Source organism: Sorangium sp. So ce204 (assembly GCF_051526795.1).
Classification (GTDB): domain Bacteria; phylum Myxococcota_A; class Polyangia; order Polyangiales; family Polyangiaceae; genus Sorangium; species Sorangium cellulosum_B.
This window is the reverse complement of the sequence record NZ_CP150317.1, coordinates 12,048,025-12,069,846: the sequence shown is the minus strand read 5'-3', so window position 1 is coordinate 12,069,846 and position 21,822 is coordinate 12,048,025. Positions and strand designations below refer to the sequence as shown.

At 73.2% G+C, this 21,822-nt stretch carries 17 protein-coding genes; 9 read left to right on the top strand and 8 right to left on the bottom strand.

Translation table 11 applies throughout. From position 1 onward, the window contains the following. Positions 1 to 171 precede the first annotated feature (171 nt). The 3 genes from WMF22_RS45645 to tsaE are packed head-to-tail and all read left to right on the top strand — an operon-like array spanning position 172 to position 4,003. Entirely contained in the window at positions 172 to 2,097 is a 1,926-nt protein-coding gene (locus WMF22_RS45645; protein ID WP_437296099.1) for a hypothetical protein, read from the top strand. A gap of 28 nt (positions 2,098 to 2,125) precedes the next feature. Next, positions 2,126 to 3,487, top strand: coding sequence for a hypothetical protein (locus WMF22_RS45640; RefSeq protein ID WP_438033815.1), 1,362 nt, complete (start codon positions 2,126 to 2,128; stop codon positions 3,485 to 3,487). A gap of 3 nt (positions 3,488 to 3,490) precedes the next feature. Then, positions 3,491 to 4,003 carry a tRNA (adenosine(37)-N6)-threonylcarbamoyltransferase complex ATPase subunit type 1 TsaE gene (gene tsaE, locus WMF22_RS45635; RefSeq protein ID WP_438033814.1) on the top strand — a complete coding sequence of 171 codons (513 nt, stop codon included), beginning with the start codon at positions 3,491 to 3,493 and terminating at the stop codon, positions 4,001 to 4,003. Positions 4,004 to 4,113: 110 nt separating this feature from the next. Here the strand turns inward: tsaE and WMF22_RS45630 are convergent, their stop codons facing one another. Beyond that, the gene (locus tag WMF22_RS45630) at positions 4,114 to 4,812 is read right to left on the bottom strand and encodes a retron system putative HNH endonuclease (RefSeq protein WP_438033813.1); all 699 of its coding nucleotides are present in this window, start codon (positions 4,810 to 4,812) and stop codon (positions 4,114 to 4,116) included. Beyond that, positions 4,799 to 6,130, bottom strand: coding sequence for an AAA family ATPase (locus tag WMF22_RS45625; protein WP_438033812.1), 1,332 nt, complete (start codon positions 6,128 to 6,130; stop codon positions 4,799 to 4,801). Before WMF22_RS45625 ends, WMF22_RS45630 begins: the two co-directional genes overlap by 14 nt. A gap of 441 nt (positions 6,131 to 6,571) precedes the next feature. Here WMF22_RS45625 and WMF22_RS45620 point away from each other — a divergent pair, with 441 nt between their 5' ends. Continuing rightward, entirely contained in the window at positions 6,572 to 7,372 is an 801-nt protein-coding gene (locus WMF22_RS45620; protein ID WP_437296096.1) for an MlaE family ABC transporter permease, read from the top strand. 57 nt (positions 7,373 to 7,429) lie between these two features. Beyond that, positions 7,430 to 8,455, top strand: a complete 1,026-nt coding sequence (locus WMF22_RS45615; protein WP_438033811.1) for an NADP-dependent oxidoreductase — start codon at positions 7,430 to 7,432, stop codon at positions 8,453 to 8,455. On the opposite strand, the gene WMF22_RS45610 is transcribed toward WMF22_RS45615, so the two are convergent. From WMF22_RS45610 to WMF22_RS45600, 3 genes are all read right to left on the bottom strand, one after another. Beyond that, entirely contained in the window at positions 8,456 to 9,556 is a 1,101-nt protein-coding gene (locus tag WMF22_RS45610) for an LLM class flavin-dependent oxidoreductase (protein ID WP_437296094.1), read from the bottom strand. A 259-nt stretch (positions 9,557 to 9,815) separates the two neighbouring features. Continuing rightward, the gene (locus tag WMF22_RS45605; protein WP_437296093.1) at positions 9,816 to 11,024 is read right to left on the bottom strand and encodes a hypothetical protein; all 1,209 of its coding nucleotides are present in this window, start codon (positions 11,022 to 11,024) and stop codon (positions 9,816 to 9,818) included. An 11-nt stretch (positions 11,025 to 11,035) separates the two neighbouring features. Continuing rightward, on the bottom strand, positions 11,036 to 12,022 hold the full coding sequence (locus WMF22_RS45600; RefSeq protein WP_437296092.1) for an ArsA family ATPase: 987 nt from the start codon (positions 12,020 to 12,022) through the stop codon (positions 11,036 to 11,038). 78 nt (positions 12,023 to 12,100) lie between these two features. Between WMF22_RS45600 and WMF22_RS45595 the strand changes: the two genes are divergently transcribed. The 3 genes from WMF22_RS45595 (at position 12,101) to WMF22_RS45585 (ending at position 15,314) form a co-directional block, all read left to right on the top strand. Next, entirely contained in the window at positions 12,101 to 12,868 is a 768-nt protein-coding gene (locus WMF22_RS45595) for a phosphoadenylyl-sulfate reductase (protein ID WP_437296091.1), read from the top strand. A gap of 129 nt (positions 12,869 to 12,997) precedes the next feature. Continuing rightward, positions 12,998 to 13,660, top strand: a complete 663-nt coding sequence (locus tag WMF22_RS45590; RefSeq protein WP_012240903.1) for an HAD family hydrolase — start codon at positions 12,998 to 13,000, stop codon at positions 13,658 to 13,660. 73 nt (positions 13,661 to 13,733) lie between these two features. Then, positions 13,734 to 15,314 carry a lactate racemase domain-containing protein gene (locus WMF22_RS45585; protein ID WP_012240902.1) on the top strand — a complete coding sequence of 527 codons (1,581 nt, stop codon included), beginning with the start codon at positions 13,734 to 13,736 and terminating at the stop codon, positions 15,312 to 15,314. A 292-nt stretch (positions 15,315 to 15,606) separates the two neighbouring features. Here WMF22_RS45585 and WMF22_RS45580 read toward each other — a convergent pair whose 3' ends face one another. Both WMF22_RS45580 and purB read right to left on the bottom strand, forming a co-directional pair. After that, entirely contained in the window at positions 15,607 to 17,403 is a 1,797-nt protein-coding gene (locus tag WMF22_RS45580; RefSeq protein WP_438033810.1) for a DUF885 domain-containing protein, read from the bottom strand. Between the two features lie 47 nt (positions 17,404 to 17,450). Then, positions 17,451 to 18,749, bottom strand: a complete 1,299-nt coding sequence (purB, locus tag WMF22_RS45575; protein WP_437296089.1) for an adenylosuccinate lyase — start codon at positions 18,747 to 18,749, stop codon at positions 17,451 to 17,453. A gap of 182 nt (positions 18,750 to 18,931) precedes the next feature. Here purB and WMF22_RS45570 point away from each other — a divergent pair, with 182 nt between their 5' ends. After that, entirely contained in the window at positions 18,932 to 19,684 is a 753-nt protein-coding gene (locus tag WMF22_RS45570; RefSeq protein ID WP_438033809.1) for a universal stress protein, read from the top strand. Between the two features lie 94 nt (positions 19,685 to 19,778). On the opposite strand, the gene ggt is transcribed toward WMF22_RS45570, so the two are convergent. Beyond that, positions 19,779 to 21,677 (bottom strand): gamma-glutamyltransferase, encoded by a 1,899-nt coding sequence (gene ggt, locus WMF22_RS45565; RefSeq protein WP_438033808.1) that lies wholly within the window; start codon positions 21,675 to 21,677, stop codon positions 19,779 to 19,781. Positions 21,678 to 21,822: the final 145 nt, after the last annotated feature.

Sequence of the window (21,822 nt, the reverse complement as noted above, 5' to 3'; positions counted from 1 at the left end):
CCTCGATGGAAGGCGGGCGCGGCGGGTGTATGGGATGCCCCGGGTGACGTCAAGGTGAACGCAGTCAACAGTTCCGGCCGGTTTTCCGCTGCCTTTGGCGCGTCGAGCGGCGGCGGGGCGGCCAACCCGCGCCGCCGCGCCGCCCGGCGACGTCGGCCACGTCACGCCCGCGTGGCCGCGATCGCGGCCGCGGCCCTGCTCGCGCTCGCCGCCGCGACCGCCGGCTGCGGCGCGCAGGACGGCGGAGCGCCGGTGAGCCCGGCGCTGGCCGGGTCGCCCGCGGCCCAGGCCGAGCTGCGCCCCCTCCTCTCGCGCTTCGCGAACGGCGCGCACGCCGAGCGCATCGCGCTCGAGCCGGAGCTCCTCGCCTTCCGGGGGCGCCACGCCTCCGACGACCTCGCGCGCGTCGCGACCGTCCACCTCGCGTGGATCGCCCTGGAGCGCGGGGACCTCCGCCGCGCCGAGGCGCTCGCGGCCGGGGTCGAGGCGGCGGGGCGGAGCGCGGTCGGGGACCTCGCGCGCGTGATCCGCGGCGCGGCGCTCCGGCGAGCCGGCAAGCCGAGGCCCGCCTTCGGGGTGCTGCGCCCGCTGGTGAGCAAGATGATCGACCCGTACGTGCGCGCGCTCCTCAACGAGGAGGTCACCGCCGCCGCGATGGAGGCGGGCGCGTGGACGCAGGCGATCGAGCTGATGAGCGTCTGGCTGCGCGAGGCCGACGACGACCGGCGCGCCGCCGTCCGGGCGCAGATCGGGGCGCAGCTGCGCGAGGTGCCGATCGATCACCTCGTCTGGGCGCTCCGCGCCGGGCGGGCGACCGGCGAGGTCGTGAGCCCGGAGGTCGACCTGCGCTCGCTGGTCGCCGAGCGCCTCGCGATCGTCGCCCGCGAGCGCCGCGACGTGGCGCTCGCGAAGGAGCTGCTCGATCGGGCCGACGCGGCGCTCGGCACCCAGCGCGACGCGATCTTCGAGCTCGCGGCCGGCGCGGGGGCCGCGCGCGTCGAGCCGCCCACGGTCGGCCTGCTGCTGTCGACGCGCACGGCCGCGTCGCGCCGCCGGGGCGTCGAGATCGCCGCCGGCGTGGCGCACGGGCTCGGGCTGCTCCGGCCGGGCGCGGACGCGCGGCTCGTGAGCCGCGACGACGGCGGCGAGGGCAGCGTGGACGAGGCGCTGAACAGCCTCACCGCCGAGGGCGCCGCGGTGCTCATCGCCGGCTCCGATCGGGAGCAGGCGACCGAGGCGGCGAAGTTCGCGCGGACGCACGCGATCCCGGTGCTGCTCGTCCACCCGCCGGAGCCGGCGGCGCTCGACGGCGCGTTCGTCTTCGTCGTGGGCGAGGAGCCCGCGAGGAGCATCGAGGTGCTCGCCGCCGCGCTCGCGGAGCGGGGCGCGAAGCCGGTGGCGCTCGTGGGCGGCGACGCCGATGTCCAGAAGGACGCGGCTCCCGCGCCGGCGGGCGCTGCCGGGGCCGCGACGGCGGGCGCCACCGGGGCCGCGCCGGCGGGCGCCGCCGTGGCCGCGCCGCTGGCCGAGCATGGCATCGCGCTGGCGCTGCCCTGCGATGGGACCTTCGACGCGCGCGCTCTCCGGCCCCCGGCCATCCGCGGGATGGTCCTCGCCGGCGACGCGCGCTGCGCGGACCAGGCGCTCCGCGCGGCTCCACGCTCGGTGACGATCGCGCTCGCCTTCGAGGCGGCCGTCGCGCCGCCGCCGGGATCGCTCGTCGCGACGGCGGGGCTCTTCCCGCTCCTCGCGGCGCCCTCCGGCGCGCAGCCTCCGCCGGGCGCGGGTGATCCCAGGGCGACGCCTGCCTCGGGCGCGGCGGCCGCGCTCGCGGCGTGGCTCGCCACCCATCCTTCGCCGCCGAGCTTCTGGGCGGCGCTCGGGCGCGACGCCGGCGTGCTCGCCTGGGCCGGCGTGCAGCGGCTGCCGAAGACGGGCACCGAGGACCCGGCGGAGGTGAAGGCGCGGCGCCTCGCCGCGGCGAGCGCCATGAGCACCGCGACGGCGGAGCTCTGGACGACGGCGGCGGGCGGCTTCGGCGGGCGGCGCGTGCTGCCGCGGGTGATCGGCTACCGCGAGAGCGGGAAAGCGCGATGAGCGGGGCGAACGCGCGGTGAATGACGCGGTGAATGACGCGGTGAATGACGCGGTGAATGACGCGGTGAACGACGCGGTGAACGACGCGGTGAATGACGCGGTGAATGACGCGGTGAACGACGCGGTGAATGACGCGGCGAACGCGGCCGGCGCCCGGCCGGCGCGGGGGACGACGCGCGAGGCCGCGCGTGGAGACCGTGCCGGCGCGTCGCCCCGGGGCTGCTCCGGCCTGCCGGCGGGCGTAGCATGGCGCCGCATGATCCGCCGAGCCCTCTCCTGTGCCGCCGCCGCCGCGCTCCTGGCGATCGCCCCTGCCGCGCTCGCCGATCGGGTGGCGTTGCTCCCCACGCGCGGGGGCACCGACGAGGCCGCCCGGAGCGCCGCTCAGGCCGAGGTCGCGCGCGGGCTCGCCGCCCTCGGCCACACAACGGCGCCGGACGGCGAGGTCGCTGCCGCGCTCAAGGACGTCGCCGATGGCGTCGCCGACAGCGCGGACGAGTACCGCGCGGTGGGCGCGCGGACGGGCGCGGACTGGGTCCTGACCGGCACCGTCGATCCTGCGGTGACGACCACCCGGATCGAGCTCACCGCGTACCTCGCCTCGACGGGCCGGGTCGAGTCGGTCGCCAGGGAGGTCGACCGGGGTAAGGAGACCCGGCAGACGCAGGAGATGCTGGCGGTCCTGCTCCGCCCGGAGGGCGTCGGCGCCGGCGAGCTCCCCTGGGAGCGCGCCGCGCGCTCCGCTCCGGCGAGCGCGCCCCCGTCCGCGGGAGGGGCGATCGTGCTGCCCCCGGTGCCGGCGCCGCCGCCCGCGCCGCCCGCGAAGGAGGTGCTGATGGCGTATCCCCTCGGGCCGGAGCGCGTGTGGCCCGCGTACTCGGGCGGGCGCCGGGTCGCCGTGTCCGCGTCGCTCGGGCTGGCCGTCGCGGCGGCGCGCCTCCCGGGCGCGAGCGGCAGCGCGACCTCGCTGGTCGGGGAGGCGCGCGTGGCCTATGCGCCCGGCGACCGCGGGCTCGAGCTGTTCGCCGGCGGCGGCGGCAACCTGGCCGGCCCCTTCGCCGGCTGGATCGAGGGCGGCGCGCGCCTGCTGCTGACGCCCAGCCTGACGCCGCACGACGGGGCGTGGCGCGCGTTCCCGCTCCACCTCGGCCCGTCGCTCCGCGCGGGCGCGTTCTTCAGGTCCAGCGCCGACGTCGTCGGCCCCGATCTCACGACGTACCGCGGCGATCTCGACGTCGACCCCGTGCTCGGGGCGTCGCTCGACGTCGCGCTCGCGCTGAGCCCCTCGGTGCAGCTCGAGGCCCAGCTCGGCAACCTCCGGTGGGTTCCCACCGGGGGCGGCTCCCTGTTGCTCGTCGGCGCGACGCTCGGCGCCGGGGCCCGGTTCTGACGCATGCGCATCGAGCTGCCGAGCCGCCGCAGCACCATCCGCCTGGCGCGGGCGCTCGCCGCGCGCCTCGCGGGCGGCGATCTGGTCGTCCTCGCCGGCGATCTCGGCGCCGGGAAGACGTTCTTCGCCCGCGCCCTCTGCCGGGCGCTCGGCGTCCCGCCGGCGCTCCCGATCACCAGCCCGACGTTCACGCTGGTCCACGAGCATGAGGGCCGGATCCCCATCGCGCACGCCGACGCCTACCGCCTCGGGGGCGCGTCCTCCGCGGAGGGCGCGCGCGACGACGCGGCCGCGGAGCTCGCCCAGCTCGGGCTGCGCGAGCGCCGCGCGGAGGGCGCGCTCGTCGTTGTGGAGTGGGGCGAGCCGTTCGTGGAGGCGCTCGGGGGCGACGCGCTCCTGATCCACCTCGCCGCCCCCGAGGACCCGGCCGCGCCCGGCCGCGCCGCCGAGATCAGGGCGACCGGCGCGCGGAGCGGCGAGGTGCTCGCCGCGCTCGAGGGGGAGCGGCCCGTGTAGGCTCGGCTCGCCGCGGCGACGTGCCGCAGGCGAACGGTTCGGTGGAAGAGACGGCTGCGTGAGTCGAAGGCGCGACGCGCGTTCGACGAGGGTGATCCGCGTTCGCCGCTTCAGCCGAGCTGCCGAAGCTTTTTTTCCAGGTAGTAGGCTGCAGCCTGGCAGTAGGGCGGCAAGCGCCCGGTGCCATCCGGCGTCGACGAAAGCTCGAGCAGGGCCTTCACGCGCGCGGACCTCGGCGCTTTCTTCTGAAATTCGGACCGGAGGGCATCGATCACGGCCCTCCGGTTCCGCTGGAGGCGAGCGATGTTGAGGTTCAGGCGCGCGATCTGCGCTTCTGCGCCTGCGCGCGTCGCAGGCTCCAGTCCGTGGACGGGTCGCATCTCCCCCTGGTTCGTATAGGAGAACATCGAGCTGACGTCGGGCGGGAACGCCGCAGGGTTCAGCTCAAGCCGCTGCTCCTCTCTCGGGAGATGCCCGCGGTAGGTGTCGCAGTGATAGCGATCGCGGTGATGTCCTCCGCCATCGTGGACGCCCACGTCGCCCAGGCAGACCCCGAGGAGGTTGTCCCAGTCAAAGACCAGCTCAGGCGACAGCGCGCGCGTCTCGAAATGCTCGATCTTCATGCCTTCGGCGCTGGGCGGCCCTGGTAGCCGGGACATGCAGTACGCACAAAGCCCGTGCTGCTCCTTGAACGCGTGCTCCCGCATCTGCTGCCGCTGCGTCCCATGCACCGAGCTCCAGGCCGCGCCCGGCGTGCCCCGGAGGTCGGCCAGGCAAGCGGGCTCGCGCTCCTTCTCAATCCGACGCATCGCCGGTTTCCGCCATGGAGAGCTCCCATCTCGCGGCGACGATCTGAGCGTCGTCCTCGCCGAGCAAGCCCGACAGCTCCGCCAGTAGCGCCTTCGCCTCCACGAGCTGGCCGTCGTCGATCAGCCGCGCCAGCTCGTCCAGTTTCTCCCGTGTTTCCTTCAAGCGTGACGGAGCGCCGAGGATGTCCTCCAGAATGGTGTTGGTGTCCTTTCCCGCTATCCTCTCGACCCGGTGCGCCTGGTGATCCGGGTCGAGGAGACGCACCGAGCCGCGCGGGGCCGCGGACATCACCTGAGGCGAGTGCGTCGTCACGACGAACTGGATGCCCGGGAACGCATGAAGGAGATCGTCGAGCACGCGCCATTGCCACGCGGGGTGGAGGTGGAGATCCACCTCGTCGATGAGCACGACGCCCGTCGCCCGTACCGGAGCCTCGGCCCCGAGGGATGGGTTGAGCTGCGTCGCGCGCCACGCGATGTCTGCGGCCACCGCGATGAGGTTCCGCTGGCCATCAGAGAGGGCACCGAAGGGGAGGGAGGAGCCATCCATGAAATCGACGCGCAGCTCCTGGTGGTTGGCGCTGTAATAGATCCGGCGAGCGCCCTCGAGGCAGGCGCAGGCCGCCGCGCTCACCCCCTCCAGCTCGGGGCTCCGCACCTCGGAGAGCGGGCGCCCTTCCTCCGCGGCGCGCGCGAGGCGCTGGACGCGATCTTCCTCGCGCCAGGCCATCCAGGCCTCGAACCCCTTCTGGTCGGACGCGGCCTCGAGGGCCGCCCGGTAGCCTTGAAGCCTGGACTTCAGGCCCGCCTTCTCGGGGTTCCTGTCCCGTTTGTGGTGCCACAGCCGACCTGTTCCGTAGTAGGCGAGCACCGGGAGCGCGATGGGCCCGGCATCCGACATTCCATCCGCGACGCCGAGAGGCAGGAATCGGGTCGCCTCCAGCGGGCCTGTCCGACCGTGCGTGGTGACGCTCGTCGTCGTGCGGCTATCTGCGCCACGAAGCTCCCGCGCCCACGCCACGTGGCCCAGCGGGGTTTCACCGCTCGCTTCGACGCGCACCGGGTAGCACGTCGCCATGCTCGGAACGCCGCCGTGCATCGTCGTCACCAGGCGCGCCGCCGACTTCGGGATCGCACGATCGTCGCGGCTCGCCTTGAAGAAGCTCAGCCACGCGCCCAGCGCCGCTGCCAGCCCTTCGAGCACGGTCGTCTTGCCCGTCCCGTTGCGGCCGACGAGCACCGTGAGCCGCGGCTCCAGATGCAGCGCGAACCGCTCGAAGGCGCGGAAGTTGATCAGCCGGATCTCGTCGATTCGCATCGAGGCTCGACGGGTGATACGCGCTGAAAACCTGGGGAGCTAGCGGTTTTCATCAGGATCGCCGGGTCCGCCGGTCGCCGCCACGGGCGGGTTGATCACCGAGAGGACCGCATCCTCCTCGCCTCTCGCCGCCGTGCCACGCCTCCACACGATGCAGCGGGCATCACCGCAAGGTGCGAACGCACCACCGCGGCGGCGCCACCCTACCCCGTGCGGCCTCCCGGAGTCGCCGCTGCGGGCACCTCTCCGGCGCCGCCCCCATCCGGCGCCGCGAAGGCCCCCCTCACGCCGTGCGCCCGCCCGCCGGGCGGCCTTGCCCGGCCGCGCGCCGGCGCGAAGCGCGCGCCGCGGCGCGGGCGAGCGGGCGCGCGGGGTCGTCGCGAGCCCGGCCCCGTGCGCGGCGGCGTTGCGTGGTACAAGAGCGCACGGTGCACGGTGACGGTGAAGGAAGGCGCTGAGACCAGCCGCGGCCAGCTGCTCGACAGGGCGCTGGAGCCGGTCCTCGCGTTCCTCGACAACATCGGCAACATCGTCACGCTCACCTTCCAGACGATCGTCTGGCTCGTGCGCCCGCCGTTCCGCCCCGCCCAGTTCCTCGCGGCGATGGACTTCATGGGCGCGCAGTCGGTCTTCATCGTCGGCCTGACCGGCGTCTTCAGCGGCATGGTCGTCACGCTGCAGACGTCCTACGCGCTGCGCGCGTTCAGCGCCGAGGGCCGCGTCGGCGGCCTCGTCGCGGTCTCGCTGGCCCGCGAGCTCGCGCCGGTCTTCTCCGCGATCATGGTCACCGCCCGCGCCGGCAGCGCGATGGCCGCGGAGCTCGGCAACATGCGCGTCACCGAGCAGATCGACGCGATCGCGACGATGGGCGTGAGCCCCGTGCAGTACCTGCTCTCGCCCCGGCTCTTCGCCGCGACGGTGATGCTGCCGCTGCTCTGCATCCTGTACACGAGCGTCGGCATGTGCGGCTCGTACCTCGTCGCCGTGCTCTGGCTCGGCGGCGACGAGGGCGCGTTCTTCCAGAGCATCCGCGACTTCGCCCTCCCCAAGGACATCTCCATGGGGCTCATCAAGGCGTGCGTCTTCGGCTTCATCGTCTCGTCGGTCTCGTGCCGCCACGGCTTCTACGCCTCGGGCGGCGCGCGCGGCGTCGGCGTCGCCACCACGCGCGCGGTCGTCGAGAGCTGCGTCACCGTGCTCGTCACGAACTACATCCTGACGCAGCTCCTGCTCGACATGTGAGCCGCGGCGGTCGGGTTGCATCTTCCGGTGAAGCCTCCGGGCGTCTAGCTTCGCTTCATGAGCACCTCGTCCCTCTCCAACCGCCACTACATCCTGAAGGCGCGCCCCGAGGGCCCGCCGGACCGCAGCCATTTCGAGCTCCGCGAGGCGCCGGTGCGGGAGCCTGGCGACGGCGAAGTCCTCGTCCGCACGCGCTACCTGTCCGTCGATCCGACGAACCGGATCTGGATGAGCGACATGAAGCAGTACATGCCGCCCGTGAACCAGGGCGAGGTGATGCGCGCGCTCGGCGTCGGCGTCGTCGAGCGCTCCCGTCACCCCGACTATGGCGCAGGAGACCTCGTCTCCGGCCTCCTCGGCTGGCAGGACTACAACGTCGCGGCTCCAGGCGACCTCGTCCTCACGCGCTTGCCCGCGCTGGACGTCCCGCTCGGCGCCTTCCTCTGCCCGCTCCACGTGACCGGCGGCTTCACCGCCTACGTCGGCCTCTTCGATATCGCGCAGCCGAGGCCCGGCGAGACCATCGTCGTGTCCGCCGCCGCCGGCTCGGTGGGCTCCCTCGTCGGCCAGATGGGCAAGATCGCGGGCTGTCGCGTGGTGGGCATCGCCGGCAGCGACGCCGGGTGCCGCCATGTGACCGAGGAGCTCGCCTTCGACGCCTGCATCAATTACCGCACCGAGGACGTCGCGGCGGCGCTCGACCGCGCCTGTCCGAACGGCGTCGACATCGATTTCGAGAACGCGGGCGGCGACATCCTCGACGCCGTGCTCGACAAGATGAATCTCTTCGGAAGGGTCGCGATCTGCGGGCTCATCTCGACGTACAACGACAAGCAGCCGCGCCCGGGCCCCGTGCGCTTCCCGCTCATCCTGATGCAGCGGCTCCGGGTGCAAGGCTTCGTCGTCAGCGATCATCAAGCGCGCTTCCCCGAGGCCTTCGAGAAGATCCACGGCTGGATCAAGGAGGGCCGGATCACCTGGCGCGAGCGCGTGGTGGAAGGCCTCGAGAACGCCCCGGACGCGCTCGGGATGCTCTTCCAGCCGAACAAGATCGGAAAGCTGCTGATCAAGGTCTCCGAGTAGTCAGCCAGGCCGGCGGACGCCCATGTCGACGAGGCGGGGCAGGACCTCATCCCTGAAGTACGGGAGCTCGGCGGCGTAGTCGATGAAGCAGAGGGCCAGGCCGCGGACCCCGATATCGCGGATGCGCCGGAGCTCCTCGGCGACGTCGCTCGGCGTGCCGACGATCGGGTAATGCCCGTGGCTCGCGGCGAACCGGCTCCGGAACATCGCGAGGAACTCCGGAGAGAACGAGCGGCAGTCGAGCCCCAGCAGCCGTAGCGCATTGTCGATCGCGGGCTCGTCGGCCATCTCGCGCGAGATGCGCTCGTAGTATTCCTCGGCTTCCTTCCGGCTCGGACGGCAGACGATGCACGCCGCGGTGTACACGTCCACGCGGCGCTCCGCGCGCTGGGCGGCCTCCGTGACCTTCGCGATCTCGTCGCGGCACGCCTCGAGGGAGACCAGGATCGTGAACAGCCGATCGCAGTGGTTGACCGCGAACGCCCGGCCGGCGACCGACGCGCCCGCGCTCATCAGGGTGACCTTGCCGCCTTGCGGCTTCGGGGCCCCGGTCGCCCCGCGCAGGTTGAAGAACCTGCCCTCGTGATGAAACGGCTTGTCCCTGGTCCACAGCTTGAGCATCACGTCGAGCCATTCGCTCGTGTACTCGTAGCGCTGATCGTGCTCGCGTTGCTCGATCCCGAACATCTCGGCCTCGTCGCTGTTCCATCCGCTGACGATGTTGATGCCGACGCGCCCCGGGCCGATGTGATCCAGCGTGGCCAGGTGCTTGGCCGCGACGATGGGGTGCGTGAAGGGCGTATGGATGGTGGTGAAGAGCGCGATCCTCTTCGTCAGCGCGAGGAGCCCGGCCGCCCAGGCGACGGGATCGAGGGTGACGCCCAGGGGGTCCGACTCGCCGCCGAACCCTTTCCAGCGCGCGAACGGGATGTGGAAATCGAGGCCTGCCGCCTCGGCCGCGAGCACGAGGTCGCGGTTGTTCTCCCACGTCGGGCGCCAGCGCTCTGGCACCCTGGACAGCGCCGTGCTCGTCCCGTTGGCGCCGAACATCCCGAGCTCGAGGTGATGGGCCCTGCCCGCAACACCGGTCATCTGCGTCATGTCTGCCCCCGTCGTCTTTTCATGGGTTCACAGGCACCCGCGCGAGAATCGCGCCCGCGCGGCGGCTCCTGGCGCAGGAGCCGTGGGCGAGCATTTCACCCCGAGCGGGCGGTGAAGCACCAGCGCCAAGTTCCTGATGGGGATAGGCGCCGCGGCCGCGACTCGCACGTTGATGTCCGGGCACGAATCCACACGTCCGGCAAAGAGCTCCGTCCGCGCGAGCCGGCGAGCTCGGCGAGATCTCATGCTCACCCGGAAGCTACCGCAGCACCCCCGGCGGATCCGGCTCCCGCAGCGCGATCAGCGCCGGCGAGAACTGCACCGGGTACCTCGCCGGCGCGCGCAGGTGCGCCACCGCGTCCGGCAGCTGCTGGCGCCCCGCGATGGACCGCTCGCGCCCGGCGCTCGGCGGCTCGGGCGACTCGAGCGCGCGCCCGCCGCGCATCGCCGCGCGCGCGAGCGGGGCGAGCCTCGCGACGCCGAGCGCGCGCGGCGCCAGCATCCGCTCGTGCGCGAGGTGGATCACGTCGAAGGCCGCGCGCCCCGCCTCGTCGTAGTAGCGCGCCACCATCTTCCGCCCCGCGATCACGTCCCCGCGATCGCTCGTGCCCTGCCGGAGCGCCCACGCGCCCGACTCCTCGAGCGCCACGAGCTCGCAGCGCGCCGCCGGCAGCCCCTCGACCGCCTCCCCGAGCCCCGACGCGACCCAGCCGCCCGCGCCCGCGCCCACGCGCCTCGCCTCGAGGAGCAGCGCCTCCTCGTCGTCGCCCCCGAGGTCGACCATCCGATCGGCGTACCAGGGCCAGCGGCCCTCGAGCGGCGACGGCGGCGGCGCGAGCTCGCCGAGGTCGATCCCCGCCTCGCCGCGGAACGGGATGCCGAGCGCCGTGGCCGCGAGCGCGCACGTCGTCGCCGCGGCGCCGCCCACGTGCGCCGCGCGGGCGAGCGCGAGCGCCTCGTCGGCGAACGGCGCGCTCGCCGACGACCCGTCGACGATGTCGCCGCCGCCCGCCGCGATGTGGAGCCGCGCGGCCCGCGTCGCCGCGGCCGTGCCGCGGCGGAGCGCCGGAGCGAGCAGCGCGCCCACGAGCAGCGCCTCGACGAACGGCCCCTCCACCGAGGCGACGGGCGTCCCCGGGAAGGCGATCGTCCCGTCGGGCATCGCGTCGATGTCGACCGACAGCGTCGCGCCGGCGAGCCGCTCCTCGAGCGCGTCGCTCAGGCCGCACGCCGCGCGCGCCGCGGAGACCGCCGCCGCGTCGAAGCGCGCGCCGTCGGCCGCGAGCGCCTCGAGCGCCGCCTCGACCCCCGCGACCACGAGGAAACCCGTGTGGGGCGGCATCGCGGCGAAGGCGAGCTCGAAGCTCGCGCGCCGGTCGGCGACCCCCGCGTGGACGAGGCGATCGGCGTCGAGCAGCGCGCGTCCGTCGCGGAGCAGCGGGCTCGCTCGCAGCAGGGCCGCCGGCATCCGCCCCCCGCTCAGAGCCGCTCGGCCAGCATCCGCGTGCCGGCGACCGTCGAGGCCTCGTCGAAGAGGAACGGCAGCATCACGGTGGGCAGGTCGAGATCGCGCCGCAGGCGGGCCAGGCTCTCGCGCTGCACCGACTCGCGCATCGCCCGCCGCGCGCCGGCCACGAAGGCGCTCTCGACGGTGTCCGCGGCGCGCGCCGGCGCCTGGATGTCGAGGCGCGCCGGGTCGACGAGGAGCGCCCGCTGCTCCTCGGGCGAGAACAGCGCCGGCAGCACGCCGTTGATGATCACCCGGTGGACGGGCAGGCCGAGGTCGCCCTGGACCTCCGCCACGAGCTCGACGGTCTCGGTCGCCGGCATCTCCTCCGGGAGCGTCACGACGACGACCCCGCTCCGCGCGGGATCCCTGAACATCGCCCACGCCGCCTCGGCGTCCCGGCGCAGGATGCCCGGCGGCGCCACGTCGAGGATCACCTTCGGCACCCGCAGCATGTCCACCCCGTGCCCCGTCGCGGGCGCGTCGAGCAGGACCACGTCGAAGCGGTTCGAGCCGTCCGGGAGCAGCTCCGTCGTGTGGAACCACGCCTTGCCGAGCATCGCCCACTCGAACAGCCCGGGCACCGCGCGGAAGAAGGTGCGCGTGTACTTGTTGTCGAAGACGAGATCGGCCGCGGCGCGCATCTTCAGGACCATCTCGCCGTACTCCCGGAGGGCCCTGTCCGGCGCGATGTTCACCGCCGACACGCGCTCGGCGACCTGGATGACCTCCGGGCCGATCGGCCTCGAGCCGAGGATGGCGGAGAGCCGCTCCTTCGTGTGGCACATCGCGACGAGGACGCGCTTGCCGCGGGCGGCGAAGGCGAGGGCGAGGGCGCCGGAGATCGTCGTCTTCCCGACCCCTCCCTTGCCGGTCACGAACAGGAAGCGCCGGCGCTCGAGCTCCGGCAGGTCCTGGCCGAGCCCGCCCGCTTTTGAGGCTTGATAGACGCTGGTCATTCCTCGCCAGCGGAGTTACGCGCAAGCTCAGGCGAAGGCAACCCGGATCAAGGAAACGGGCTCTGCTATCCATCGCTCATGCGCATCACCGAGCGACACCTCGAACCGCTGAACCGACGCTTCCAGGGCGCGTCACCCGTCGAGCTCCTCCGCTTCGTCCGCGAGTCCTTCGGCCCGCGCGCGGCCATCATGAGCAGCATGCAGCGCGCCGGGACCGCGCTCTGCCACATGGCCGACCGCGCCGGGCTCTCCTTCGACGTCGTCTTCGTCGACACCGGCGTGCTCCACGCCGAGACGCTCGCCACGCGCGACGCGCTCGCGCGGACCCACCCGAACCTGCGCGTCGTCACGCTCTCGCCCGAGCGCAGCTTCGCGCAGCAGACGCGCGAGGAAGGGCTGCTCTACCTCTCGAAGGAGGGCCAGGAGCGCTGCTGCGACCTCCGCAAATCGGCCCCGCTGAGCGCCATCCGGGGCCGCTACGACGCGCTCGTCGCGGCGCTGAGGCGGGGCGAGGGCGGCGCCCGCGCCAAGGTCGCGCCGTTCGGCCTCGACCCCGCGAACAACACGCTCCGCGTCCACCCCTTCGCGTCGCTGACCGGCGAGGAGCTCGACGCGTACTTCGCCGCGCACGAGGACGCGCTCGAGAACCCGCTGCACGCGATGGGCTTCCGCACCATCGGCTGCTTCCCCTGCACGACGCCGGTGCTGCCCGACGAGCCCGAGCGCGCCGGGCGCTGGCGCCACCTGGCGAGCGTCGAGTACTGCGGGATCAACCCGGTGGACCGGGGAGACACCGACGGCGGCGTCGACCTCGACGACCGGTACGAGCGCCTGTTCGCCGCGTGACGGCCCGACGCCCTGCGCGAGCGCATCGACGCGGCGTGGCACCTCGACGCGGCGTGACGATCGCCTGCGAACACCGATTCGCGGCAGCTCGATCTTGACTCAAACGGCATGCAGGGAGATTTGCCCCGCATGCCGGCGAGCTACTTCGACGTAGACGGCACCCTGGTCACGACGAACCTCGTGCACCCGACGGTGTTCTACATGCTGAACCAGCCGACGCCGATGCACAGCCTCGCGAAGCTCGGCCGCGCCATCGTCAAGGCGCCGTGGATGGCGATGGCGGAGCTCCAGGATCGGCGCCTCTTCAACGAGCTGCTCTTCAGCTCGTTCGAGGGCGTCTCCGAGGATCGCCTCGTGGCGCTCGCGGAGGAGGCGTTCGCGAAGGTGCTCAAGCCGGCGATCTACGCCAAGGCGCGGGACCTCGTGAAGTGCAGCCTCGACAAGGGGCACGACGTCGTCCTCGTCTCCGGCGCGCTGGATTTCCTGATGCAGCTGCTCGCCGATCACCTCGGCGCGACGGGCATCATCGCGAACCGCCTCGAGGTGAAGGATCGGTTCGCGACGGGCAAGCTCCTGCGCCCGGTGGTGGCCGGGCCCGAGAAGGCGCGGCTCATCCGCGAGCACGCCCACGCGCACGGGCACGACCTCGACGAGTGCTTCGCCTACTCGGACAGCTACTCGGACGTCCCGATGCTCTCGGTCGTCGGCTACCCGGCGGCGGTGAACCCGGACCGCAAGCTCAAGATGCTCGCGCAGGCGTACCACTGGCCGATCCTCCACCTCGCCGCATGACCCTGCCTCCCCCGCCGGCGGCGGGAGGCCACCCCCCAGCCCAACACGTCGCACCCCCTGCTCTGAAGGTCCCATGAGCCATCCTTGCGTCGTCACGCTAGACAGCCGCAGCGCCCCCCGGGTGCTCTTCTCAGGCGACCAGCTGGTCGAGGTCGACCTGCCCACCGGCACCCGGGTGCTCTACGCGAAGCCGCCCATCGAGCCGCTGAAGGACGTCGACGCCGCGATCCGCTACGCGATCAACCACCCGTACAACTCGGAGCCGCTCTACGCGAAGCTCCGCCCGGGGATGAAGGTCACGATCGCGGTGGACGACATCTCGCTGCCGCTGCCGCAGATGAAGCGCCCCGACATCCGCGAGCGGGTGCTCACGATCGTGCTCGATCTGCTCGCCGACTACGGCGTCGACGACGTGGAGATCATCATCGCCACGAGCGTCCACCGGCGGATGAAGGACTGGGAGGTCCGCCACATCGTCGGCGACCGGATCTTCAACGCCTACTGGCCGAAGCGGCTCTACAACCACGACGCCGAGAACGTCGCCAACATGAAGTACGTCGGCACGACCGACGTCGGCGAGGAGGTCGAGCTCAACAAGCGCGCGGTCGACAGCGACCTCGTGATCTACGTGAACCTCAACCTCGTGCCGATGGACGGCGGGCACAAGTCGGTCGCCGTCGGCCTGTGCGGCTACCGGAGCCTGCGCGCGCACCACAACCCGCGGGTGATGCGCGACTGCTACTCGTACATGGATCCGAAGAGCTCCGCGCTGCACACGAGCGTCGAGCGCATGGGCCGGCTGGCCAACAAGAAGCTCAACGTCTTCACGATCGAGACGACGATCAACAACCGCATGTTCGATCGCCCGCTCGAGTTCCTCGCGAAGAACGAGGACGACCTGAGCGCGGGCGAGAAGAGCGCGCTGCGGGCCCTCCGCTTCACGCTCTCCAAGGTGCCGCAGCCCGCGCGCCAGGCGATCTTCCAGCGCGTCCCCTCGCCGTTCGGGGTGACCGGGGTGTTCGCCGGCGAGACGGAGGCCGTCCACGAGCACACGCTGAAGCGCAGCTTCGACCAGTACCTCGTCCCGGTCTCGGGCCAGGCCGACATCCTGATCACGGGCATCCCGTACATCAGCCCGTACAACGTGAACTCGTTCCTGAACCCGCTGCTCGTGCAGGTGATGGCGAACGGCTACCTGTTCAACCTCTACCGCGGCGCGCCGATGCTCAAGAAGGGGGGGACGATGATCATCCTCCACCCCTGCACCGACCTGTTCGACAACGAGCACCACGCCCCGTACATCGAGTTCGTGCACCGGCTCCTGCCGGAGACGCGGGACGCGATGGAGCTGCACAAGCGGTACGAGAAGAAGTTCTCCGAGAACCCCGCGTACATCGAGATGTACCGCTTCGGGCACGCGTACCACCCGACCCACCCGTTCTTCATGTGGTACTGGGGCGAGGCGGGTCGGCAGCACATCGGCCGGATGATCGTCGTCGGCGCCGACAACGAGTACATCCCGCAGCTGCTCGGCTGGGAGACGGCGCGCACGATGGACGAGGCGCTGCGGATGGCGAAGCAGTCGGCCCCGCCCGCGCCGGAGATCCTGGCCCTGCACACCCCGCCGATCTTCATGGCCGACGTGACGGCCTAGAGGAAGGATCACGTTGAAACCCGGAGAATTTTCACAGGGAGGCGGGGAGGCGGGGAGGAAGAAAGAATGAATTTCTTTCTCTTGCCGTCTCTCGCTCCCCGCCTCCCCGTCTCCCTGTGAAATTCTTGCTTTTTCTCGTGGTTTCAACCCGTTTGTCGCTCTAGCGCGCCCGCGGAGGCGCCACCGTGCGGCGGCACGTCATCGACGGCACCTACGAGCTCTTCCGCGCCCACTACGCCAAGCGGCCCGATCACCGCGCGCCCGGCGCGCTGGGCACCTTAGAGCAGGGACTTTATAAAGGCTGCTTCCTCAGCGGCGCCTTGAGCTCGGCGAGCACGCGCTCGCGGACGAGCGGCAGCGGCGGCGAGCCGTGCGAGAGGAGCGCGTCGTGGAAGCGGCGCAGCGAGAACGCCGGGCCCAGGGCCGCCTTCGCCTCCTCGCGGAGCTTCAGGATCTGGAGCTTGCCGAGCGTGTAGGCGAAGTAGCCGGGGTCGAACGTCGCGCGCACCGCCTGCTCCCGCGCCGTCGCGCGGTCCTGGAAGCAGTCGTCGACGAAGCGGCGCTCGGCCTCGTCGAGGCTCATGCCCTCCGCGTGCACCCCGAGCGACACGACCACCCGGCAGTTGCGCAGCAGCGCGTCCGCGAGCTGGCCGAGGCGACTCTGCGGGTCCTCCTTGCCGAACCCCTGCTCGATCATCATCTGCTCGACGTAGTGGGCCCAGCCCTCCACGAACGAGTAGCTCCCGAACATCTTCTGCGTCTCCGTCGGCGCCCGGTTCCCCCAGAGGCCCTGGACGAAGTGCCCCGGGTAGACCTCGTGCACGGTCGTCGAGAGCAGCGTGCCCCGCAGCATCACGTACTCCTCCTGCTCCTTCCGGGGCCACGAGGGGTCCGGCTTCGTGATGTAGTAGAACGCCTCGAGCCCCTTCCGCTCGAACGGCCCCGGCGCGTCGAGGAAGGCGGCGTTCCAGCGCATGTAGGGCGGCGTCTCCTTCACGATCGCCCGCTCGTCGGACGGCAGGCTCACGATCTTCTTGTCGACGAGGAACTTGCGCGCCGACTCCATCATCCGCGTCGCCTCGCCGAGGAGCTGCTCCGCCTTCGGCCGGGAGGTCTTCACCTTCCTGGCGAGCTCCTGGTACGCCGCCTTGTTCGCCGCGAGGTCGTCCTCGCCCATCTTCTTGAACTCGGCGAGCGGCATCGAGAGCCCCTCCTGCGCGAGGAGGAGCTTCCGGTACCGCGCCTCCCCGAGCACATGGCTCGCGTCGCCCTTCGGCAGCTCGACCTTCGCGAGGTGCTCGGCGAGCTGCTCGGCCGCGTCGGCGAGCGCGGCGTTCGTCTCCTCGAAATCGGCCTGGAACGCGGGGTCGCCCACGCCCTTGAGCAGCTTGACGACGTCGCCGCGCAGGTACTCGGCGTAGCCGCGGAAGATCTTCACGGCGACCTCGATCACCGGCTTCGGCATCGGGCTCACGAGGTTCTCGAGGACGCGCGGCGCCTGGGCCAGCGCCGCCTTCTCGTGCTCGAGGAGGCGGCGCGCGCGCTCGGGCAGCGGCGCGTACGCGCGATCGAGGTAGTGGTTCACGCCGAACAGATCGCCGTAGAACTGCGGCCGCCGGCGCCACTCCTCGAGGTCCCTCCCGCTGAAGATCGTGAGGTCGATCTGCTGGAGGAGCAGCGCGCGGTCGAGCGCCTCGTCCGGGGAGAGCGCCGCGGCGTCGACGGCGGCGAGCGCCGCGCGGTCGCGCTCGAGGCGCGCGAGCCGCCGCTCCATCGCCGCGGCGGCGTAGTCGGCGACCTTGCCGTCCTGCGCGTGCAGCCCGCGCGAGCGCGCGAAGGCCGGCTCGTCCGCGACCCACTCGCGCAGGATCCGATCGCGCAGCGCGGTGAACGGCTCGCGCGGCGCCTCCGCCGGCCGCGCTGGCTCGGCGCTCGCCACAGCCCGAGGGGGCGCCGCGGCCTGAGGGGGCGCCGCGCCGAGAGGCGGGGGCGGCGCCGAGGCGCCCCCGCTGCAGGCGGCGAGCGCCGCGAGCGGCGCGAGCGCCGCGAGCCGGCGCCAGCGCGAGCGGACAGGTGTGGGGGCGGCCATGGCGGGGCGAGCCTGTCAAACCGGCCCGCGCAGGTCAACGCCGCAGGTCAGTCGCGGAGCGCGCGATCGATGATCGTGTCCACGTGCGAGAGCGCGTGGTCGAGGTCGAAGCAGCGCGCGATTTCGTCCGGGGCGAGCAGCGCCGCGACGTCGGCGTCGGCGGCGAGGTTGTCGCGGAAGCGCCCCTCGCCCGCGATCGCGCGCATCGCGCAGCGCTGCACCAGCTCGTAGGCCGCCTGCCGCGGCCTGCCCTTCTGGACGAGCGCCAGCAGCACCGCCTCGCTGAAGAAGAGCTCGCCCGTGCTGTCGAGGTTCGCGCGCAGCTTCTCGGGGTAGACGACCAGCCCCTCCACGAGCCCGGCGGCGCGGTCGAGCATGAACCCGAGCGTCGAGGTCGCGTCGGGCGCGATCATCCGCTCGACCGACGAGTGCGAGATGTCGCGCTCGTGCCACAGCGGCACGTTCTCCAGCGCCGGGATCACGGCCGCGCGCACGATGCGCGCGAGGCCGCACAGGTTCTCGCTGAGGATGGGGTTGCGCTTGTGGGGCATCGCGCTCGATCCCTTCTGGCCCACGGTGAAGCGCTCCTCCGCCTCGCGGACCTCGGTGCGCTGCCAGTGCCGCACGTTGGTCGCGAGCCGCTCGATGCCCGCCGCGATGAGCGAGAGCGCGGTGAAGAGCTCGGCGTGGCGGTCGCGCGCGACGACCTGCGTCGAGACCGTCTCGGGGCGCAGGCCCAGGGCGGCGAGCGCGCGCTCCTCGATGCGCGGCGACAGGTGCGCGTACGTCCCGACCGCGCCGGCGATCTTCCCGACCGCGATCGCCTGGCGGGCCGCGAGCAGGCGCGCCCTGCCGCGCTTCATCTCCGCGAGGTGGCCGGCCAGCGCCAGGCCGAACGTGATCGGCTCGGCGGCGATGCCGTGGCTCCTGCCGATCATCGGGGTGCGCCGGTGCTCGTCCGCGCGCCGCGCGAGCGCGCTGCAGAGCTTGTCGAGCCGCGCCGAGAGCAGGTCCGTCGCGCGGGCGAGCAGCAGCGCGAGGCTCGTGTCGAGCACGTCGCTCGAGGTCATCCCCCTGTGCAGCCACCGCGCGCCCTCGCCCGCGAGCTCCTCGACGTGCGTCAGGAAGGCGATGACGTCGTGCTTGACCGTGCGCTCGATCGCATCGATCCGCGCGGGATCGAGCGTCAGCTGCTTCGCGCGGATCCCCTTCGCGATGCCGGCGGGCACGAGCCCTTCGGCCTCCATCGCCTCGCAGGCGGCGAGCTCCACCTCGAGCCAGGTCGAGAATCGGGTGGCGGGCGACCAGAGCTCTTCGAATTCAGCGGGAGTGTAGCGGGGGATCATGGGCGGGACGCTGCGAAGGTCTGGAGGGTGCGTCAAGGATGGAGTGGCCCAGGGAGGTCCGGGCGCGCGGGGGCCGGCTCGCGCTGCTCGCCTGCGCGCGCCACGCCGCGCCGCGCTGCGCGCGACCCGCGCCGTCGGGCGGGGCGCTTGCGGACGCGCGGCGCGCGGCAAACGTTGGCGCGATGCCAACCGAAGCACCGGCGCCTGCGCGCGCCGATCAGGGCAGGTCGTTCGCCCCCACGCCCCACGCGGCGGGCGACGCGCCGCCGGAGACGCTGCCCGCGGGGGCGAGCGAGGCGGGCGCCGTCGGCCAGGCGCCGCTCCCCCCGCGGGCCGAGCCTGGGCGCCGCGAGCCGGCAGGGCGCGCTGGCGGCGCGGCCGCCGCTGCCAGCGCTGCCAGCGCTCCGGCTGTCGTGAACGAGCCGGCGCCCGCGAGCGAGGCCCGCGCGACCGTGCGCGGGGGGCGCCGGGTGAAGCCGTACATCGTGGTGGTCGCGATGGACCTGTCCGAGCCGGGCGGGCGGGCGTGGCGCTTCGCCTTCGATCTGGCGGCGCTCCGCGGCGAGACGGAGATCCACGCGGTGGTCATCGGCCCGCGGCAGGTCGCCCCTGCAGTGCGCGACGTGACGACGCCGGGCGCGTCGTCGCCGCCGTCGCTCCGCGTGCTCCAGCACCGGTTCGCGGACGGCCAGGCCCGGCTGATGGCAATGCACTTCCGCACGGGCCGGCCGGACCGGGCCATCGTCTCGCTCGCCCGGGAGCTCAGCGCCGATCTCATCGTCGTGGCCACGCACCCGCAGTCGCCCCTGCAGCGGCTCTTCGGCGGCTCGACGGCCGATCGGATCGCGCGCAACGCGCCGTGCCCTGTCGTCGTCGTGCGCCCCAAGGAGGACGACGACGCCGACGCGGCCAACTACGATCCCAGGCTGCGCTGACGCGGAGGCGCGCGGCGGACCACCGAGCGCTCGATCTGCGCGCTCGGTGTCGCTCGGGCGCGGGCTGCCGCGCGCTCGATGCCCGCGCGGCGGGCTACCGCGCGCTCGATGGCTGCGCCTCGGCCTGCGCCGCCGGGTCGAGCCTGTCCGGCGCGCTGACGCCCTCGGCCTTGCCCCCTTCCCGCGTGTCCGCGTAGCCCCACGCGACGCCGGCCGCGTCGACGAGGAGGTTGTTCGCGTCGCCGATCGGCATCGGGTCCATCACGACGACGTGCCCTCGCCGCGCGAGGTCGTCGAGGGCGGCCTGCGGCGGAGGCGTCAGCCGCTCGACGCGCACGCGATCCGGCATCCACTGGTGGTGGATGCGCGCGTGGCGGACCGCCTCGTCGATGGTCATCCCGTGATCGACCAGGTTGCGGAGGACCTGCGCGACGGTGTTCGGGATCGTGTCGCCGCCGGGAGATCCGAGGACGAGCGCGACCTTGCCGTCGCGGCTCACGAGGGTGGGCGTCATCGAGCTCGCCATGCGTTTGCCCGGCGCCACCGCGTTGATCCCCGTCTCGGAGAAGGCGCCCATCGCGTTGGCGAGCAGGATGCCCGTGCCGGGGATCACGATCCTCGCGCCGAAGCTCGCCGACAGGGTGGTCGTGCACGAGACCGCGTTGCCCTGCGCGTCGATCACCGAGAAGTGCGTCGTCTGCGGGGACTCCTGCGCGACGGCGCCCAGCGGCGCCGCGATGTCGCCCGCCGGCGTGGCCCGCTCCGGGTCGACGGGCGGCCTGCGGCGCATCAGGTAGGCCCCGTCGAGGAGCTGCGCGAGCAGCTGCGCCGTCTCGGGCGCCACGAAATCGGGGTCGGCGCTCACCTTGCGCCGATCGGCGTACGCCCGCTTCGCCGCCTCGACGAACAGGTGCAGCGACAGCCCCGAGTCGGCGGGCGCCTCGTGCGCCTTGAGCCGCTCGAGCGTGAGCATCATCTCCGCGAGCGCGACGCCCCCCATCGAGGGGGGCGGCATCGTGTCGACGGTGAAGCCGCGGTACGAGAACCGGAGGGGCGCGCGCCACTTCGCCTGGTAGGCGCGCAGGTCGCTCTCGCTGATGTGGCCGCCGCGCTCGCGCATCGCGCCGGCGATCTGCCGGGCGATGGCGCCCTCGTAGAACGCGCGCGGCCCCTCCGCGGCGAGCGTCTCGAGGGTGCGGGCGAGATCGAGCTGCCGCACCAGCTCGCCCTGGGCGACCGGCGCCTTGCCCCGCCCCCAGATGGCGCTCGCGGCCCGATCGGCCTTCAGCCGCGGCCACGCCCAGCGCAGCGTCAGCGCCTGCCGCGCGCCGAGGCGGTGCCCCTTGCGCGCGAGGGAGATCGCCGGGGCCAGGAGCTCGGCGAACGGGCGGGTGCCGAACCGCTCGTGGGCCAGGGCGAGGCCGGCGACCGAGCCCGGGACGCCGGCGGACGCGTAGCCGTGCGCGCCGGCGCGCACCATGGCCATGTTCGACTCGGTGGTCACCGACGCGGGCGCGGCCTCGCGGAAGTCGATCGCCTGCGTCTCGCCGTTCGCGAGGCGGACCAGCATGAAGCCGCCGCCGCCGATGTTGCCCGCGCTCGGGTGGGTCACCGCCAGCGCGAACGCCACGGCGACCGCGGCGTCGACCGCGTTGCCGCCGCGCCGGAGCACGTCCACGCCCGCGCGCGTCGCGTGCTCCTCGACCGAGGTCACGAGCCCGGCGTCGCCGCGCACCGCCCGCGGGCCGCCCGAGGCGAGCGCGATCGGCGGCACCGGCGGCAGCGGCTCCGGCGCCGCGGCGTCGGCCGTGGGCGCCGCCGCGGCGCTCGCGGCCCGCGGCGCGGCGCTCGCGCTGGCGACGGCCGGCGCGGCGTCGGCCGCGAGCGCCGCGGGCGCCGCCGAGTGCGGCGCGGGCGGCGTGCGGGCCTCGCAGCCTGCGAGCAGCGCCAGGGCGAGCGCCCAGCGCGGCTTCGAACGACGGAGCAGGGTCATCAGGGTGCGCGCGAATCTACACCGGTGCCGGAGAGAGCCGGGCCGGGCCGCGCGGGGCGACCCGGCCTGGGGATTCGTTCAGGACGCGAGGGTGCGCAGCCGGCGCGCGCCGGATCCGCCTCCGGCGCGCGCCGTCAGGAACGTC

Excerpts from the sequence above, each read along its gene's own strand:
- tsaE (WP_438033814.1), top strand. The coding sequence starts at position 3,491 with ATGCGCATCGAGCTGCCGAGCCGCCGCAGCACCATCCGCCTGGCGCGG.
- WMF22_RS45630 (WP_438033813.1), bottom strand. The coding sequence starts at position 4,812 with ATGCGTCGGATTGAGAAGGAGCGCGAGCCCGCTTGCCTGGCCGACCTC.
- WMF22_RS45625 (WP_438033812.1), bottom strand. The coding sequence starts at position 6,130 with ATGCGAATCGACGAGATCCGGCTGATCAACTTCCGCGCCTTCGAGCGG.
- WMF22_RS45615 (WP_438033811.1), top strand. The coding sequence starts at position 7,430 with ATGAGCACCTCGTCCCTCTCCAACCGCCACTACATCCTGAAGGCGCGC.
- WMF22_RS45610 (WP_437296094.1), bottom strand. The coding sequence starts at position 9,556 with ATGACGCAGATGACCGGTGTTGCGGGCAGGGCCCATCACCTCGAGCTC.
- WMF22_RS45605 (WP_437296093.1), bottom strand. The coding sequence starts at position 11,024 with ATGCCGGCGGCCCTGCTGCGAGCGAGCCCGCTGCTCCGCGACGGACGC.
- WMF22_RS45600 (WP_437296092.1), bottom strand. The coding sequence starts at position 12,022 with ATGACCAGCGTCTATCAAGCCTCAAAAGCGGGCGGGCTCGGCCAGGAC.
- WMF22_RS45595 (WP_437296091.1), top strand. The coding sequence starts at position 12,101 with ATGCGCATCACCGAGCGACACCTCGAACCGCTGAACCGACGCTTCCAG.
- WMF22_RS45590 (WP_012240903.1), top strand. The coding sequence starts at position 12,998 with ATGCCGGCGAGCTACTTCGACGTAGACGGCACCCTGGTCACGACGAAC.
- WMF22_RS45585 (WP_012240902.1), top strand. The coding sequence starts at position 13,734 with ATGAGCCATCCTTGCGTCGTCACGCTAGACAGCCGCAGCGCCCCCCGG.
- WMF22_RS45580 (WP_438033810.1), bottom strand. The coding sequence starts at position 17,403 with ATGGCCGCCCCCACACCTGTCCGCTCGCGCTGGCGCCGGCTCGCGGCG.
- purB (WP_437296089.1), bottom strand. The coding sequence starts at position 18,749 with ATGATCCCCCGCTACACTCCCGCTGAATTCGAAGAGCTCTGGTCGCCC.
- WMF22_RS45570 (WP_438033809.1), top strand. The coding sequence starts at position 18,932 with ATGCCAACCGAAGCACCGGCGCCTGCGCGCGCCGATCAGGGCAGGTCG.
- ggt (WP_438033808.1), bottom strand. The coding sequence starts at position 21,677 with ATGACCCTGCTCCGTCGTTCGAAGCCGCGCTGGGCGCTCGCCCTGGCG.